The 16,526-nt window shown below is 39.2% G+C and carries 16 protein-coding genes; 1 reads left to right on the top strand and 15 read right to left on the bottom strand.

The window, feature by feature from the left end; translation table 11 throughout:
- Positions 1 to 33 precede the first annotated feature (33 nt).
- Both J2Y40_RS01785 and J2Y40_RS01780 read right to left on the bottom strand, forming a co-directional pair.
- Complete coding sequence (locus J2Y40_RS01785) at positions 34 to 2,523, bottom strand: hypothetical protein (protein ID WP_309996266.1); 2,490 nt, start codon at positions 2,521 to 2,523, stop codon at positions 34 to 36.
- Between the two features lie 71 nt (positions 2,524 to 2,594).
- Positions 2,595 to 4,433 carry a hypothetical protein gene (locus J2Y40_RS01780; protein WP_309996263.1) on the bottom strand — a complete coding sequence of 613 codons (1,839 nt, stop codon included), beginning with the start codon at positions 4,431 to 4,433 and terminating at the stop codon, positions 2,595 to 2,597.
- 341 nt (positions 4,434 to 4,774) lie between these two features.
- Between J2Y40_RS01780 and J2Y40_RS01775 the strand changes: the two genes are divergently transcribed.
- The gene (locus tag J2Y40_RS01775; RefSeq protein ID WP_309996260.1) at positions 4,775 to 4,978 is read left to right on the top strand and encodes a hypothetical protein; all 204 of its coding nucleotides are present in this window, start codon (positions 4,775 to 4,777) and stop codon (positions 4,976 to 4,978) included.
- Between the two features lie 89 nt (positions 4,979 to 5,067).
- Here J2Y40_RS01775 and J2Y40_RS01770 read toward each other — a convergent pair whose 3' ends face one another.
- The 13 genes from J2Y40_RS01770 to J2Y40_RS01710 all read right to left on the bottom strand — a co-directional run bounded on the left by J2Y40_RS01770 (position 5,068) and on the right by J2Y40_RS01710 (position 16,480).
- Positions 5,068 to 5,643: a hypothetical protein gene (locus J2Y40_RS01770; protein ID WP_309996256.1), complete on the bottom strand. Its 576-nt coding sequence runs from the start codon at positions 5,641 to 5,643 to the stop codon at positions 5,068 to 5,070.
- A gap of 14 nt (positions 5,644 to 5,657) precedes the next feature.
- On the bottom strand, positions 5,658 to 6,110 hold the full coding sequence (locus tag J2Y40_RS01765; RefSeq protein WP_309996253.1) for a TraQ conjugal transfer family protein: 453 nt from the start codon (positions 6,108 to 6,110) through the stop codon (positions 5,658 to 5,660).
- 11 nt (positions 6,111 to 6,121) lie between these two features.
- Positions 6,122 to 6,679 carry a conjugal transfer protein TraO gene (locus J2Y40_RS01760; RefSeq protein WP_309996249.1) on the bottom strand — a complete coding sequence of 186 codons (558 nt, stop codon included), beginning with the start codon at positions 6,677 to 6,679 and terminating at the stop codon, positions 6,122 to 6,124.
- Positions 6,680 to 6,698: 19 nt separating this feature from the next.
- Positions 6,699 to 7,598 carry a conjugative transposon protein TraN gene (gene traN / locus J2Y40_RS01755; RefSeq protein WP_309996244.1) on the bottom strand — a complete coding sequence of 300 codons (900 nt, stop codon included), beginning with the start codon at positions 7,596 to 7,598 and terminating at the stop codon, positions 6,699 to 6,701.
- A gap of 10 nt (positions 7,599 to 7,608) precedes the next feature.
- Positions 7,609 to 8,946, bottom strand: a complete 1,338-nt coding sequence (gene traM, locus J2Y40_RS01750) for a conjugative transposon protein TraM (protein ID WP_309996242.1) — start codon at positions 8,944 to 8,946, stop codon at positions 7,609 to 7,611.
- Entirely contained in the window at positions 8,936 to 9,217 is a 282-nt protein-coding gene (locus J2Y40_RS01745) for a nitrogen regulatory IIA protein (protein ID WP_309996239.1), read from the bottom strand. Before J2Y40_RS01745 ends, traM begins: the two co-directional genes overlap by 11 nt.
- Before the next feature lie 11 nt (positions 9,218 to 9,228).
- Complete coding sequence (gene traK / locus J2Y40_RS01740) at positions 9,229 to 9,852, bottom strand: conjugative transposon protein TraK (protein WP_309996236.1); 624 nt, start codon at positions 9,850 to 9,852, stop codon at positions 9,229 to 9,231.
- 19 nt (positions 9,853 to 9,871) lie between these two features.
- The gene (gene traJ, locus J2Y40_RS01735) at positions 9,872 to 10,855 is read right to left on the bottom strand and encodes a conjugative transposon protein TraJ (protein ID WP_309997528.1); all 984 of its coding nucleotides are present in this window, start codon (positions 10,853 to 10,855) and stop codon (positions 9,872 to 9,874) included.
- 4 nt (positions 10,856 to 10,859) lie between these two features.
- Positions 10,860 to 11,492 carry a DUF4141 domain-containing protein gene (locus J2Y40_RS01730; RefSeq protein ID WP_309996234.1) on the bottom strand — a complete coding sequence of 211 codons (633 nt, stop codon included), beginning with the start codon at positions 11,490 to 11,492 and terminating at the stop codon, positions 10,860 to 10,862.
- Between the two features lie 24 nt (positions 11,493 to 11,516).
- Complete coding sequence (locus tag J2Y40_RS01725) at positions 11,517 to 14,015, bottom strand: TraG family conjugative transposon ATPase (protein ID WP_309996231.1); 2,499 nt, start codon at positions 14,013 to 14,015, stop codon at positions 11,517 to 11,519.
- Positions 14,012 to 14,350: a DUF4133 domain-containing protein gene (locus J2Y40_RS01720; protein ID WP_309996228.1), complete on the bottom strand. Its 339-nt coding sequence runs from the start codon at positions 14,348 to 14,350 to the stop codon at positions 14,012 to 14,014. The genes J2Y40_RS01725 and J2Y40_RS01720 overlap by 4 nt, the downstream gene beginning before the upstream one ends.
- Positions 14,351 to 14,361: 11 nt before the next feature.
- Positions 14,362 to 14,667 carry a DUF4134 domain-containing protein gene (locus J2Y40_RS01715; protein ID WP_309996225.1) on the bottom strand — a complete coding sequence of 102 codons (306 nt, stop codon included), beginning with the start codon at positions 14,665 to 14,667 and terminating at the stop codon, positions 14,362 to 14,364.
- Between the two features lie 277 nt (positions 14,668 to 14,944).
- Positions 14,945 to 16,480, bottom strand: coding sequence for a hypothetical protein (locus J2Y40_RS01710; RefSeq protein WP_309996222.1), 1,536 nt, complete (start codon positions 16,478 to 16,480; stop codon positions 14,945 to 14,947).
- Positions 16,481 to 16,526: the final 46 nt, after the last annotated feature.

Genomic DNA, 16,526 nt, shown 5'->3' with positions numbered 1-16,526 from the left:
TCAGTCTACTAAGCTGGTAAACTGAGATTTTATTTATGGGGTACTATCTTTTGTCAGATTTGGATTTCCGTATAAATGCAAACAAGCCCATGCCGCAGGTGTAGGATATCGCTCGTATACTTTCATGTTTGCATTAAATACAGCCTTTGAGATTGATAATCCTTCATCAAAAGACTTTAAAAATTCGGGAAGCCAGTATCGGGGGATGGTAACATCAAGAGCCCAAAAGGGTGCAATTACAGCTTCATACCCCTGCGCAATAAATCGTTTTATCAAAGAAGTAACATTGTTTCTGAAAAATTCTGCTTTCATTGATCCTGAATGACAGACAAAAAATATTAAAATTTTTCCTTTTCCAATGATGGTATTTAGATCATAAATTTGATGCCCTTCTTGTGATATTATCTGAGTTTCGGAAATGTTATTTGTTCCGTGAGAACATACAATATTCATATCCGCAGATAGTGGTGTTTTTAACTTAACATTCTTATATATTTCAAAGGAATATTCCTGTAATGAATCTTCTATATTACTATACAAGTAATGGAGATCATTATCGTCACTTTCTATTGGTATCCAGACTGATTTTTGGTAATCGGCTGGTAACTTTTTGGTATTATCTGTCTGAAGAAGCCATTCTGTTGAAAGGACATTTGTAACCGGGACATGTTTTGCTATAAAATCGTTCTTGTCATTTAGAAACAAGTTATGGGGGAACTTTGCCAACCTCATATCTTTTACAATATTTATTCCTTTAGATTTATTGTCAACTGACAGTTCTGCAAACTTAAGTTTTTGTATCATTTTTTCTTCTTCATACGCAAACTCCTCAGGGAATACCTGTCTTATCTGTCCAGCCTCTTTTAACGTATCAACGAATTTGAGGTTTGCGAAATAATCACTGTCAAGTATCTCATTGTATTCATTATATTTCCAGTCGCTTAACGGATGAAATGAGAAAATTCCATTTAACAACTGAAGCTGATATGCTTTGTCTTCCGCAAGTGCCAGCCAATTCATTTCGACACCATCATTAAGAGCGAGTGTGTCAAGAAAGCCATCTACATCATCATATAAGGATTCCAATGTTTTAACATCAACCTCGGGCAGACTTAATGGTGCTAATTCTTTGGACGCTTTTTCCTGAAACATAATACTGAAATCCGATTTTAGCATCATTGATAATAGAAAGCCTCCTACATCTTTCTTTTTTGAGCTGTACTCAATAAGACGATGGGAGATCTTTAAGGCAATATCATTATCATAAACAAAATCTGCCTGATGTCTAGTTTCATTTAATTTGACCAATGATTCCATTAAATGTGCTTTTAGGTCATCGGAATTAGCCTCAATAATATCCTTATATTTTTTTACGCTATCCGCAGGGACTATCGTCTCGAAAAGATTGAGAAAATGACCTAAACCTGTATCACTAAAATCCGCCGTCGGATACAGTCTCTTTACATTATATAGGGTTATGAGCCACGGTTGTGCATCATTTATGCCCCCGTCAAATATTTTTTTCCTCTCCTGGCGTAGATAATCCAAGAGCTTTGACGGTAATAAAGAATCGATCTGCATTAATAGCATTGTGAAATAACTGTGGTCAAGGGACCTCCTTTCATAGGCATTAAAGCTGAGTTCAGCAGGTAATTCAGTGTATATTTCTATTGCATAGGGATAGAGTTCAACATTTCTAAAAAACTTTATAGCTTGCCATGCGAATTCTTTAACAAAGATTTCAGAATAAGGTGGTTCCTTTTTCAGAATGCAGGCTAGACTGAGATTTGCATACATTAAAGCATTGTGGATACTACCTGTATTGGAATATAGCCGAAATGAATTGAAATAACCTGCTTCAGGGAGGCCGTCGTTATATGATGCCAAGATGATTTCCTCCGCTAAATCACGTCCAGGCTGATAAAATTCAGAAGAGGTCATCCTATCAATAAATAAACCTACCGCTTTATAGAATGTCTCTGCTTTACCAAGAGAGTAAAGGATCTGCCGTAAAAAAGTAAAATTTAGGAGGGTGGAATGTACTAAATCGGAATCCCACTTCAATTGTTTGCAATCAAGCTGAAGCTTATTAATAATGAGGGAAGCCATATTTATTTTATCTTCATCAGAAAGTGTTGAAATATCAAAATTATTTTCGGATAATCTTGGTTGATTGTTCACTTTTAATGAATTCTCGTAAATAGGTTTCATTTTTTCAAAGGTTTCATTTCCCACTTCACGATTCAGGAAGCCCTCGTCAGAGGGATTAAAGCGTTTTATCTTGATAAGTTGTTCATATTGCTCAAAGAACAACCGGAGACCGTAGGATATTGCGTCTACATTATTGGATTCTAAACTTAACAGGAATTTTGGTACGTGTTTTCTATATTCTGAATATTCGGTGGTCATTCCCGAAATAATTTCCCCGTATAATTTTTCCAGCTCCGTTTCAAAATTGTTATGATCATTAAGTCGTTCAGAAGTTAATTTCTGATTAAAGTCAAGTATAATTCTTTCATCCATTGTTTTTATCTAAATCTTTATCAAAGGTTGTTATTATTGTATTAGACATTGAATAGTCAAGAATACGCATTTCAGCAAGTATCTTTACCACTTTTAAGCTCTTCAATCATCTTTTTAACTCCTTTATCCAGTTCGTTACAAGGCTGCCAATTATCGGATGGGACGAACCTAATCTGAAGGGAACCAGATATGGTTTCTGCCTGCTCATCCATATTGATTTCAAATGGCAGTTCAAACTCAAGTTTATCTCCATTTATTCGATGTATATCAAGTGTCATCTCCCCACTATCATTATGACCGATCCTTTCCCATCTTTTTGTTATTTCATAATTCTTTCCGATTATATATGGCTCACGTTTAACCCCTGTTACCATCGATAAATCAATTAACGGCGATTGGCTTATAATCGTTACGGCACCTGGTTTAAAATTTTTCCAATCGGGCTTTTTCATATCTAACATCGGTTTGGGTATATCGCGGAAGTTACCTATTATAAATTCCCCCGAATTATAGTCAAAACGTATTATTACATGACTAGCAGCCTTACCTCCAGTGTTTCTGACGATAAAACGAAACTCCTTCGCCGCTATATACTGCAAAATATAGGTCATTACATTATTTATATGATCTGCAAATGCCTGGTTATAATTATGGACAGCATCCACATAATTCAGGTAGCGACCACGATAACTATTACTTTTATCAGCATAATCCCTTACCGGATTAAAGGTATTATAAAATTGATCACCTATTGGAATGTTATATTCCTCCGCTTTCAGTTCCTTAATCTCAAAATATCTGCCATAACGGCTCATGAACAGCTCCTGAGAGGGGATTTCAATAACAATTTCATTATTTAACGTGCCATCAATTAAAACGCCGAATTTCAGCTCCGGTTTTCTTTGCTCGTTTCCCTGGGCAATCCAAACGTCAATCAACGAAAGTTTGTCCTGATCCATTTCGATTTCATTTTTATCCATTTCCAGGACTTCTTTATTTTCAGGAAACAGAGGTATCCAAGGGTAGCCCTTGTAAGTGCCATACTTCCAGAATATGGGTATAAGCGACTTAGGAATATTATGGTAAAATACTGTTACTTTCCCCAAGTTCCCATACCCTAACAGCCGGGAGTAAAGGGTTTCTTTATTCCATGATTTATTCTTATAAAGCTGGGTTGAAATTTCCATAATAAGTTCCCTTGTCGCATCAGCTTCTGTACGATCAGCGAAAGGGGATGAACCAAAATCAAGATGATTGTTTAAGTCGGCCTTTCCAAACAGTATCTGCAAGTTAAGCCCATACCGCTCCCTGATTTCCTCGACTTTTGCATCACAGCCGGAATCCAGCTTTATAGCAAAACAAATACGGATTGGAATTTGCTTAAAGATTTCAGTCTGTTCGGAGGTCAACTTTTCCTTGACTATTTCGGGGTCTTTGTCTCCTTCGAGCAGTTCTTTAAAAAATTGAACAAGTTGGGTTCCTGATGTTATATTATCATCAAAGAAAACAATACAGCTGGGATGTTTTTTTTCCAGATCCGGTCCAAGATTACTTAGCTCAGATGTATAGTTTAGACTGGCTTTCTCATCTTCAAAAAGAGTTTTGATCAGTTTGTTGCAGATCAATGCACTACTATCCTGTATACTGCCTAAAGGACAGATCAGAGGCTTCTTTAGAAACTCTGGATCAATCTGTTTGTATGCAGATTGCAGTAGATATGTTATTTTAGCGCTGTCCAGAAAGTCGATCCTTTTTAATAACTCAATGATCTTAGCGGCCTTATCTCTATCTTTCAGCTGCATGACAAAATAGATGATGCGCTTAAAATCGATTGATGCATTTTGGTATGTTTTATATTTATCCGCTAACTCTTTAAATAGCGTTAAATTAGCAAGTATAAGTTCTTCCATTCTGGATTCAATTAGCTAGGGTAATATTATGTGAAGTACCTGGCAGGGCACCCATAAAAATAACTATTTTAATTGTTATCCGCATTATTTCCGGATAGAAACATACGTAAATAGTAAATATTAGTTAATGACAAATAATACCAATAAAATACTACTTTTATCATCAATTTTTCTTTTAAAATGTCGTTAAAAAAGGGAGAATTTTGGTTGGTATTCACTTTTTTAGAAACTGTGGAACTCTGATAGATCGGGATAATATGGTTCTAATTAAAGAATGGTTGAGAAAATATGCAGCGAAATTCATATAATTAGGAAGAATTTTATACAGAGCTATTTTATATATGCAATATACAGTCGGGAAACATGATGGGCTTTTTGAACGTCAGAAATTTAGGATCACTTTTAAAGGAAAAGATTTTGAAATAGTATTGTTGAAAAAAGATATTTCAAAGGAAACTACTGAAATCAGACTACTTTTAGATGGAATTGTTCAACACCTTGTACTTAGGGAAGGAAAGTGGTGTTTTGATCATGGTGAAGATTAGAATCTGGCAGCTGATATTTGGCGACAGATATCATTAAGATATAGGCTTTAATAAAAAAAGGCTATTTCTCTTATGAAATAGCCCTTAAACTATAGGCCTAACCTTCCTTTTCTTTTTTCGGTTTTTTTGGAATTCCTGACCCCCGTACTTTGTTTTTCTTCTCTGTTTTTCTTCGGAGCCACTGCATCTTTACATTCAATTGTTGGGGCAGTCTTACCATTCTTTTCCTTCACAGATGTTCCATTTATATACTTAATTTCTGCAATTTCGTCCAGTTTAACGGGTATTTCTTTCATACGTTCCATCCAATCTATCGTCATAGTCGATATGTCACAGATAGCACCATACTTAATTAGAAGTGTACTATCCCTTATCCCTTCCTGCATTGCCTGGCATACAGAGGGAATGAACAGATAACCATAGGAATCATGGTCAGTAGTTCTTTCAAAGCATTCCTCCATCGCATCATAAGCTGTACGGAATGTCTGAAATGCTTCATTCCCCACCGGATCACCAAAATCTTCATACACGACGTACTTTTCACCTTTTTCGTACGCCCCGATCAGGTAGTGAAGTACCTGATTATAATCTTCTTCTTTAATCAGCATCATCATTTCTTTTTTAGATCCACAAATAAATAGCGGCAGTTCCGCTGTCAGAAGCAACCGCTATTAGAAAATTATTTCGTACTATTGAATTGAAAGGTCAACTGTCTTTCATTTCCGAAATTATCCAATATCCAAATATCAAATGCCTGCGGGACATTCGATTGTGAGGTATAATAAAATGTGATCTCGGAATGTTTTGCATCGGACAGAAAATACACCTTGTTTGGCAAAAACGGCTTTTTGCCTGCGGAACCAATTTGATAGATCAGGTTACCGTTCCCGTCATACTGAAAATACCGGAAGAAATATCGGACGCCTGAATAGCTTCCTGTATTCTTGATTTTCATGCTGATAGCCTCCGTATGGCCCATTGCAATAGCTTTATTAACCGGAAGTACAACCACCTCAAACGGGAAGTCCTGCTGGATGTCAAGATCATCACTTTTACAGGAAAATAATAAGGAAATGCCCAAAATTAGAAGAAACCAGCTATACTGGAATTTAGCGTTTTTTAAAGTTTTCATATGCTTGAATTTTAAAGGTTAAAACGAAGGCCAATACCGGTAGCGGGACGGAACTGATTGAACCGCGTTCCCCAAAGGTATTTTGCCTTGGCCTGTATGGAAAGGATCATAAAATTGGTGAGATAAACCTCAAGCGTCAGCCTTCCTCCGGCACCGTAAACAAAACCGCTTTTGTTATTTATCACCGAACCATCCGGCAGCTGTAACTTATTGTGGTTGATCTGCTGATAGCCACCACTCGCTTCAATTCCCGTATTTAAATTGATGCTTTTATCCGGTAAGCCGATAACATGAAGACTATAACCTCCTGATAAGAGATAGGTTTCTATGGGAATCGTGCTTTCCAGATACATTGCTGTTCTTCGCTGGTATTCTGTAGACCAGAAATGATAGTTGCCTTTTTTGTGATTTCTCGTCTGTTCAAGATTGACAAAATAGTTGTCTTTTGGCTTATCGTTGGAAAACAGGCCAACACTCAGCTGCAAGCCTTTTTGGTGAGGCAATAGCCGCTGAGCCAAAAGCGACGTAAATGGTAATACCATTAAGAATAAGCTTAATATCTTTTTCATATTGTTTCAAATAAGATTGTTATTTAATTTTCAGCGGTAGATCCTTTAAAAGCACTGCGCGGATCAGATCCTCATTTTCGATCTCCAGTCGTTGATGCCGGCCACCATTCTTTTCGAAAACTTCAATCACTAGTATCTTGTCGTGATCGAGTGTGAACTGGTCCAGAAGATAAACTTCACGGCTTGTTGTATTGTCCGGCACATCGGAAATATCACTATAGGTTCTGATTATATTTAATGGTTTTTCCTGAAATACGGTTCGTTTTGCTACCTTTTTATCGATGATCTTGAAGTTTATAAAGTCAATCTGAAATGAAACATTGCTTTTATTCTGGATTTCCGTATTAAAGTAGTATTTCCCGTCATGTATGTATATACCCTTCAGGCTAAATTGGATTCCGAAACTTTTTGAAGCGATGTGCCTGATATTGTTACGGTTTCTTTTATAGATAGCCTCCATAAGCTGATCGGACATGGATGGGGAAAATCCCAGATCTTCCAGCTGTATATTGGCTCGGGAACTTGATCCGGATTTAGCCATTAATTCAAGATTATAGGTGAGAATTGAAGGAAAGGAACTGTAAAAAACACTGAAGCTGTAAAACTTTCCATCATCGGTAATCACCGAGAAATTGGATTCCTCCTGAAAATCTTTCACCGCTGCTTTGATCCGTAAAACGTTCTTCGCATCATCCGCTTTTCCCGCAGTCAGATATTCACTCCCCAGGTCGACATAACGAATCGCAGAGGGAAAGATCAGATGCGTCGTTTTATTATAAGTGACAGTCAGATGGTATGGTTCAATTTTTTCCGAATCAAGCTTTTGCATTAAGGAATCTGTAACTGCCTGTGCCTGTGAATTAATAAAACCAAGCATCACGCAAATCGTTATTATTGTTTTTTTAATGATCGATTTCATTTTTGTTTATTTATGGTTTACTATTATTTTTTGAGACCAGAAAGATCTGGTGGTCGGCTTTTAGTGTCACTTTGGGAGTACGAACTTTCTTTGAAAAATACCCCGAAATACCCTGCACTACTCCACGGGACAAATCCCCGGCAACCTGCTGACCCGCCGAACGGTTCATCATGATGCTCGTTCCGGACGACTGGCTCATATTTCCTGCAATCTCACTGAGTGCATTCATTTCCGCAGAGTAAGGAATGTTTAATCCCGGTTGCCCGTCCAGATCATAAATATTAATATCTACAGGAAAAATGTTTCCTGACACCTCAATAAATGAAACTTTCAACTGTAGGCGGCTATTGTTGAATTTAGCAGAAGCACTGACAGTGGAACCTGATGGAATGGTTATATCTGGTGTTTTTGCGGCTTCCAATAGTCGGATCTTTACAGTGCCGTCACTTATGAGGGTAACAGTTTCCTGAATACAGGCGCGGATACTATTCTTAGGTTTCGAGATCTGTTCAGCTCCAGCGACCGTATAAAATCCACGGTTTCTTTCGCCTTGTACATTGTTCAGAAACTCTTGATCCGTTGGTTCCCGGTATAACGCTGAAACAACATTGGAACGAATAGGGGCAAAAGCAAAAAAAGATTCTTTCTGAGCGGAAACATTTTTTCTTAAAGTAGTATCGGCCTGATTTTCATTTCCCTTGCCCGGAAGATATTTCGCAGCCATCTGATAAGATTTTTCCATAAGCTGTAACTGGTCATTGACCGTCAAGGGCCCCGGCGTTGCATCCCGTTCCCTAAGCTGCTGCTTTAATCCGTCAATCTCATTCCGGAGTTCCCTGGATTCATAACTCTCATTACCACTGTAGAATGAACCAAGGGTTTCTTGGGCATTCCGATAGGAGTTAAGCGCCTTATTTTCTGTAGGATAACTCTTTGCCATCGAATGATCACCCGGATTGCCACTGACACCCGAAACCGGTTGGTCAATCTGAGCTGTACTGTCGACGCTCCAATAATCCGAAAGTGATGTGAGCATATTTTTCTTCTGCTTATTCTTTTCATCCATCATTTCCTGCTCGTAGGCTTTTCGTTTATCCGATTGCATTCCGATTTCTTTTGCCTGTGGAACCGCACCGTTTAAACCGGAATCTTTTACTCCCTTCTTGTGAGTTGCAGGTTTAAAAATTAAATAGAGGCAGCCCAGAAATACGATGACCATCAGTATATAGATCAGCGGCTTTTTATACTTTTCCAACCTGGACTTGTCGTTATCATCGAGCAAGTTTTCACCCTTCTGGTCGGATTCTTCAACCAGAAGGCTAACTCTTTTATTCTCATTATTTTCCATTGTTTTCTTTTTTTAAGGTTAATGATATGCTATCCCGCTGATCCTGGGAAGACTTCTTTACCTTTACCACAGGATTTTCAATATGTCTGACTGCGACCTCCTGATCTACTTCTCCCGATTCTACACATACCTTCGCGACAACAAAAAGTGTTAAGGCGGTGTAACATATGAAGAAGTATAAAGTGTATTTTCGCTGCTTTTTCACAGGCAGTTCGCGCCAGCGTTCATCAAGCTCATCAATGCGGTTTTCAATTTTTGTTCGTAGATTCATAATTCTCATTTTTAACGTTCTACAACTTCCAGATCCTTATTTTCCAGTACAGCGAATTTCTCGATATTAAACCCTTGCGGATTATTGTCGCTCCGGACTGAGTTCAGGAGATTACAGGATGTAATAAGATTTCGCTTGGTCACATTGCTGGAACGGATGATAAATTGGGTACAATAGGTTCTCACGGAATAGGGGTAAGTGTCGAAATTGCAATCCACACTGTCAACTTCTACACGCTGCTGAACATTTCCGCTTATAACACGATTATAGTACCCCTTTTCGGCCAGATCATTGTAATAATCAAAAGCGCTCTTGTCCGCTAGATTGAATGCTCTTTTTATATTGCTTTCAATCGCATTTTTATCTGGAGCCAATGTAAAGAACAGCTCATGAAAACGCCGAACGTGTTCCCTTGCCTCAACGGGTCGGTTGATGCTGGCATCTTGTGAAAGAGCCAACATCAATGATTTACCACTGTCCAGAACATAGATTTTTTCCCGCTGTCTTTCTGCGAAAGAATAACTTTTCCAAATGGAGAAACTCACAATTGAAATACACAATACGGCAAAAATTACTGCATAGAGCCTGATCTGCCGAAAGCTGTTCTCAATATTTCTCAATGTTTTAAATTCCATAAATCTGATCTTAGATGTGTTATTTTTTTAATAATCGCCCCCCAATATTTCCTACAGCAGCACCCGCACCACCGGCGGCCATACTTGCGTTCTGTTGGATCTTGCCCAAAAGGTTTGTACCTCCGGAGGCCTGAATGATCCAGCCTGTAACAGTCGGGATGGTGAAGTATCCAGTGATACCCATGAGCATAAAAATGATGTAAACCGTGTTTGAAGTATCGGGGATATAGGCAGGATCGGCTAATTTTTCGATGTCCTGTTCTAAAATTAAAGTCTGAATCCTGGCCAGTATCGAACTGAACAGATCGGCAACAGGCAGCCACAAATACACACTGATATACCTCGTGAACCATTGGTTTAAGGTGGACTGAAAGCCATCCCAGACACTGATGGCAAAAGCGATCGGACCCAAAATCGACAGGACGATCAAAAAGAATGTTCTGATCAGATCGATGACCAGAGCTGCCGCATTGAAGAGGATTTCCAATAGCTCCCGAAAAGCGTCTTTTAAATCCTGTTTCAGTTGAAACGCCCCGCGCTCAAAATACATGCCTGCCATAGTAGCCAGATCATTCGGAGACCAACCCAATTCATCCAGTTTTCTGTCAAACTCTTCATTGGAAACCAGATAGGCTTTTTCAGGATTTCGTATCATGGCTTCATACTCCAGCTTATCCTTCTTTTCCTGCAAGGCATTCAGATCCATGACCTGGTTTTCAAGCATGGCATGAGTGCCTTTGACTACCGGACTTAAAACAGCATTCATGGTTCCTAAGACAATTGTTGGAAAGAACATTATGCAAATGCCCAGTGCGAATGGTCTCAATAAGGGAAAAACGTCTACGGGCTCTGCACGGCTGAGTGCCTGCCAAACTTTAATCGCAACATAAAAAAGAGCTCCTAATCCGGCTACGCCCTTCGCCACTGCGGCCATATCTGCCGAAAGTGGGATCATCTCGTCGTATAACGACCGTAAGATTTCGTGTAAATTTTCGTACTCCATGATCTTACCAGTATTTTTGATCAGCAGTTCCATAGAGTTCCAGCACTCTCTGGGTATTGTTTTTCTTTTTGGCCCTGATAATACTTACCGATATGTTTTTGTTGGTAAAGTATTTCACAAGCGCATGGTACTCCCGGACTTCTTTGTATACTTTGTCGATGATTTCCATTCGTTCCTTATCATTGAGTGAAAGTCCGTTCGCAGTAATAATCTGTTTCAGTTCCTTCAATAGTTCAGTGCTTTCATTCAGCAATATGGAATATCCATTGGCAATGGCGGCCAGCTCATTTGGCTTGAAATTCGGGTCGCCCATCATTTTGTCGAAATTCGTGACATACATCCGCGAAACATCACCAACGAGAAGAACAGTCTGCTGAACTTTACGGGCATCTTTAATCAGGTTATTAACTGCTTTAAGCTTGTCGTAATACTGCTTTCCCTGCTCATAGACACGCTTGACCTCGTTAAAATTTTTGATCACATTTGAAACAGTCGAGGACGTCTGGACAATTTCATTAGCGGAATTGACAATTCCGGATGCTAAATTGGTTGGATCAGTTACCACCCATTGCGCTTTTACTTGTGGTGTGAGGGCAAATATCAATGCCATCATCACCATGAAAATGAAATTTTTCATTGTTCTAAAATTTTAAAGGATTAATTATGTTGATTTTATTTTTTTGAGGACGATCCGCTTTATAGCCTGTTCGACATTTCCTTCGAGTTCTTCTGCTAACTGCATCACTTCCAGCTTCTCGGTTTCCTCTGTGGTATAGGCGTAATACTCCGCCATCGAAACTTCGGTCGCATAGACTGCTGAATGTGTACCTCCAAGTCCGATCCAGACCTCCTTGTATCTGCGTCTGGGATCATTGTTCATGTTGATGCTAAGGATCTGCGACTTTTCTTTTTCGGTCAAGCCGAGCATCGCCTGAATGTCATCAAACTTATTCATATACTTGCGCTGGTCAAGCAGTATTTTACAATCCGAGTTGTTGATGATCGTTTCCTTAACGATGGGAGAATGGATAATATCATCAACCTCCTGGGTCACAACAATGGCCTCCCCAAAGAACTTTCTGACCGTTTTAAAGAGATATTTTATATATTCTGCGAACCCCTCTTTTGCGATCGCTTTCCATGCCTCCTCAATTAAAATGAGCTTTCTGACACCTTTCAGCCGCCGCATTTTATTGATGAAGGTTTCCATGATGATTATGGTCACGATAGGAAAGAGAATTTTGTGATCTTTTATAGCATCAATTTCGAAGACAATAAATCTCTTATTAAGTAAATCAAGTTCTTTGTCAGAGTTCAAAAGGTAATCGTACTCTCCGCCCTTGTAGTACGGTTCCAATACATTGAGAAAGTTGGCAAGGTCAAAATCCTTTTCCCGCACCTCCTTTGCTTTAAGTACTTTTTTATAGTCTTTTTTGACATAATCATAAAAGCCGTTGAATGAAGGCTTAACCACAGTGTTTTTTAAATGTTCGATATAGCCGCTTACCGCATTGGACAATGCTACTTCTTCAGAACGCTTCGGAGGCTCATCGTCTCTCTTCCATAGCGTTAAGATCAAGGTTTTGATGCTTTCGCGCTTTTCAATATCAAAAACATGGTCATCCGTATAAAAAGGGTTGAAAGATATAGGATTGTGTTCCTGATAGGTAAAATAGACCCCATCATCACCTTTGGTCTTTCCCTTGATCATTTCACACAAACCTTGATAAGAGTTGCCTGTATCGATTAGTAATACATGAGAACCCTGTTCCCAATATTGTCTGACCATGTGGTTTGTAAAGAAAGATTTCCCGCTTCCGCTTGGCCCCAAAATGAATTTGTTCCGATTTGAGATGATACCTTTTGACATCGGGAAATCCGAGATATCCAAATGAAGGGGTTTACCTGTCAGACGGTCTGCCATTTTAATCCCGAAAGGGGACGGAGAATCCTGGTAATTTGTTTCTTCGGTAAAAAAACAGAGGGCAGGCTCAATAAAGGTATAAAAGCTCTCTTCGCTTGGAAAGTCACCCGAATTTCCCGGCATTGCTGCCCAGTATAATGTGGCAACATCAACCGTATTGTGCCTCGGCTTACATTCCATTAAAGCCAGGGCACTTCCGGTATCATTTTTTATCCGCTTCAATTCCGAGGGATCATCAGACCAGGCCATGACATTGAAATGTGCCCTTATCGATGAAAGACCAAATGAATGGGCTTCATTGAGATACTTTTCAATCCATTCGCGGTTGATCTGGTTGCTGCGGCTATACTTTGCCAAGGAGTTCATATTGCGAGCTGACTGCTCGAACTTTCTTAGATTCTCATCTGAATTATCTAAGAAAAGATATTGATTGTAAATGTGATCGCAGCTCAATAGTAGTCCCACAGGGGAGGCAAAGGACAATAAACAGTCACTACGGTCTGTGGAAAGCTTTTCGTAACGGCTATCTATTGATATTGTTCCCGGCAAGTCATCGGTATCAGACAGTGTGTGCAGACAGAGCCGTTTATTTCCGATCCTTACTTCCTCGCTTCCTAAAGATATATCCTGTAAAGGCATATCTTTTTCCCTAGATAGTGTAAAATACTGGTCTAATAATCCCTGACAGGATGCAGAGCCTATGATTTCCTCAGCGGTAAGCCTTTCGAGTTCAACAAAACCACTATCATTCATGATCCTTTCAAACTGGCCGACCGCTTCCATAAAGCGTTGGATATTTTCTTTGTCACGGATCTCTTTAGGGATCAGAATGCCCTTGCATAAGGAGGAAAAATTCGACTGTGTCCGCATTTTTTCCTTACTGGTCTTGGTTAAAAAGAGATAGCAGTAGTGGTTCAGGAACGGACGTTCATTAAAATGTTGCTCGTAGGATTTCCCTAAGAAGCTGAGCCCCTCCCGAGCAATGTCGGGTGCATAATTTTCTTTGATAAACCAATCCTGTTTATGGATAATGGAGTAATCAGGCAGTGTTTTAATCGCTTTATGCCAAGCGGAGTGGATTGCTCCATACTCTGCGGATGCAACAGTGAATAATTCTGGGAGTTTTACCCTGAAACAAACGGTAATATCTGCTTCCTTCGAAATTATACAGTTTTCTTCTACCGCAAGAAGTGGAAATTTCGATTCCAAAGTCCTTGCTTTTGCCATATTTCTCATAAGCGAAAGGATTTGGCGTTGGACTTTAGTTTCAGATAACGATAAGCCGGCATACGGTTGATGATGAACCGTGGATGTCTCTTTTTCGAGGCCGCTTTCATTAACCCATGCTCCCCATATTTGGCATTCAGGCTGAAGGTCTGCCAGATCAGAAGTGAAGCTCCTCCGGTACCTAAGAACAGACACACATAGGAATTGATACCTATCATGTACATGATCATCACCAGGATCAAAACCCCAAGAAGACCGCCTGCGAAAATAAACAGATACTGTGCTTTAAGGCCTTTGAACTCTACGGTGCGACCAATACCCTTGTTGATATGATAACTTTTCATAGGATTTAGGTTTAAAGAAAGAATGATCTTAGAATAGTAGCTGCGACGATCAGGAAGATACAAGCCCCAAACCAGCTGGCCGCTGTTTTACTGGTGTCAGGGTCCCCGCTGGAAAATTTATTGTAAACTTTAACTCCTCCGATCAAGCCAACGACTGCGCCGATCGCATACACTAATTTTGTCGCCGGGTCAAAGTAACCGGTGATCATTTCGGTTGCTTCCTGAATGCCGCCCTGTCCATTTCCCTGGGCAAATACAGCGGAAGCAGAAAACAGCAATAACGCTGTAAGCAAAATTCCTTTTCTTTGTTTTTCCATGTTTTAAACGAATTATTTGTTATTCATTTCCTGCTTTTTGCAGGCTTCATGGCAAATGTGAGGTAGAATCTAAAGCACTCTTTTAATTCGGCAATCAGAGGTATTATTTGGCGCTCGGAGGCACTCGATGAATGGTATTTAGGATATCATTTTTTGATTTTCTGACATTCGCAAGTTTGGGAAAGGGATTGTAAAATGATTAATATTACCTGCCTGTCTTAAAAACAAAAAGTGCCAAGTTTTGGACTTAGCACTTTTTTACAATAAATAGGAGAGGCTACATCTTACGGCCTTTGTTTTTGTTGGGATTCTTATTATTCTGCTGGTTTTCCCTTTTCTTTTGCTGCTCTTTGTTATCTTTGATGATATCAACAATATAAGTCTGTTCCCATGGAATTGTCTTTGCCTCAAAATGACTTTTTAGACCGAGCAATTTGAGATCCATCCCTAAATCCCATCCTTCCTCACGGCTGCAACCGACAGGATCGAGTTTAGTTTGGAATGGAAACTCCACGGCGATCAGATCCTTTGGAAAGCTAAAGAGATTGTCATAGTCCAATTCCCGAAATTCTTTTTTTTCCGGATCGTACGGAATGATATAGGCGTCTTTTTCGTCTGAATAATAAAGGTCGATGTCATCAAAATTGATACCCTTAGAAAGAAAATCTGTTGTTGAACGCAGCATATTCATCCGCACATCTATGGTGAAAGTATGTCCATCAATGTCAATAGTCGGTAGCCTTCCTTTATTGATCCTAAGATCATACGCCTCTTGATCGACCATAAAATGAAAGTCATCATGTGCAGCAACTTCATCGATTGAAACATTATACTTTTTTGCCATTCCCTGGGTATCCATAATGCAGAATTCTGGAATATTTATTTCTCTGTTTTTATAAGTGAATGTGTAACCCATGAGGCTTTCCTCCATTTGGTTCAATTCAATTTTATGGTCTGGATCTCCTTTATCCCGTAAATTAAATGCATTTATATCCACAATAAATTGAGTGCCTTCAATCAGGAGCTCTACTTGGCCCATTTCATTCCTTTTTGCGGGTACGATTTGAGTAAGTTCATTGGGGCTCACTGTAAGTTCATGATGAAGCTTAATATTGGTATAGATCAGGCCAAATTCCGGTGGAACACCCATTGCATGGTTTTTTCCTACAGGATCCAAATATGGAATGATAGGAACCTCTATGAGCCGTACTAATTCAATATCACCAAACCCATCCTTATAAATGTCAACAGCCCTACCACGCTCAGGATCATAGAAAAGTTCGTAGCAAAATCTGTCTGCATTCAGATAATTAGCAAATTTTTTAAGGTCAATATCTTCTTTTCCATCTATGGACCACAACATGTCATTAACCGGGTCTACCTCATACATATTTCCCTTTATGTCAACGTTCACCGGATTCCCATCTATCCTTTTATTGTAAGCATCCTGGTCCACCATCAATTCAAAATCGGTCTTCTCCACCATATCTTTTGTTGTGCAGTGGTACTGCTCACTAAAACCCAATGGATCGATTTCCGTAATGCGCGGTATCTCAACTTCCAAGACTGGATCAATATGTGAATTTGAGTTGTGATAATAGGTTTCTCCAAAATCGAGATTAGCGTTTATGAAATAATGATTTTTATGCAAAGGGCTGTATTCAAAAAAATAACCGGTTTGGTTGTCTTCCATAAAAGCAAAACTAATTTTATTATTAGGATTGCCTTTTTCAATAAGCATCAGTGTGTCAATATCAAACTGAAAAATAGTGCCGTGTATATCAATTTCCGGCATTGGTCTGTTCTTTTCCATAGCTTTTTGATTTAAATATTATAGCAGTAAAAATGACATGAAATCA

The organism is Chryseobacterium sp. 2987 (assembly GCF_031456375.1).
GTDB classification, from domain to species: Bacteria; Bacteroidota; Bacteroidia; order Flavobacteriales; family Weeksellaceae; genus Chryseobacterium; species Chryseobacterium vaccae.
Note: the sequence above shows the minus strand (reverse complement) of the source record. Positions and strands in the feature narration are given on the sequence as shown.

What these genes read in the sequence shown, in the direction of transcription:
- J2Y40_RS01785 (WP_309996266.1), bottom strand. Translation starts at nt 2,523, where the DNA reads ATGGATGAAAGAATTATACTTGACTTTAATCAGAAATTAACTTCTGAA.
- J2Y40_RS01780 (WP_309996263.1), bottom strand. Translation starts at nt 4,433, where the DNA reads ATGGAAGAACTTATACTTGCTAATTTAACGCTATTTAAAGAGTTAGCG.
- J2Y40_RS01775 (WP_309996260.1), top strand. Translation starts at nt 4,775, where the DNA reads ATGCAATATACAGTCGGGAAACATGATGGGCTTTTTGAACGTCAGAAA.
- J2Y40_RS01765 (WP_309996253.1), bottom strand. Translation starts at nt 6,110, where the DNA reads ATGAAAACTTTAAAAAACGCTAAATTCCAGTATAGCTGGTTTCTTCTA.
- J2Y40_RS01760 (WP_309996249.1), bottom strand. Translation starts at nt 6,679, where the DNA reads ATGAAAAAGATATTAAGCTTATTCTTAATGGTATTACCATTTACGTCG.
- traN (WP_309996244.1), bottom strand. Translation starts at nt 7,598, where the DNA reads ATGAAATCGATCATTAAAAAAACAATAATAACGATTTGCGTGATGCTT.
- traM (WP_309996242.1), bottom strand. Translation starts at nt 8,946, where the DNA reads ATGGAAAATAATGAGAATAAAAGAGTTAGCCTTCTGGTTGAAGAATCC.
- J2Y40_RS01745 (WP_309996239.1), bottom strand. Translation starts at nt 9,217, where the DNA reads ATGAATCTACGAACAAAAATTGAAAACCGCATTGATGAGCTTGATGAA.
- traK (WP_309996236.1), bottom strand. Translation starts at nt 9,852, where the DNA reads ATGGAATTTAAAACATTGAGAAATATTGAGAACAGCTTTCGGCAGATC.
- traJ (WP_309997528.1), bottom strand. Translation starts at nt 10,855, where the DNA reads ATGGAGTACGAAAATTTACACGAAATCTTACGGTCGTTATACGACGAG.
- J2Y40_RS01730 (WP_309996234.1), bottom strand. Translation starts at nt 11,492, where the DNA reads ATGAAAAATTTCATTTTCATGGTGATGATGGCATTGATATTTGCCCTC.
- J2Y40_RS01725 (WP_309996231.1), bottom strand. Translation starts at nt 14,015, where the DNA reads ATGAGAAATATGGCAAAAGCAAGGACTTTGGAATCGAAATTTCCACTT.
- J2Y40_RS01720 (WP_309996228.1), bottom strand. Translation starts at nt 14,350, where the DNA reads ATGAAAAGTTATCATATCAACAAGGGTATTGGTCGCACCGTAGAGTTC.
- J2Y40_RS01715 (WP_309996225.1), bottom strand. Translation starts at nt 14,667, where the DNA reads ATGGAAAAACAAAGAAAAGGAATTTTGCTTACAGCGTTATTGCTGTTT.
- J2Y40_RS01710 (WP_309996222.1), bottom strand. Translation starts at nt 16,480, where the DNA reads ATGGAAAAGAACAGACCAATGCCGGAAATTGATATACACGGCACTATT.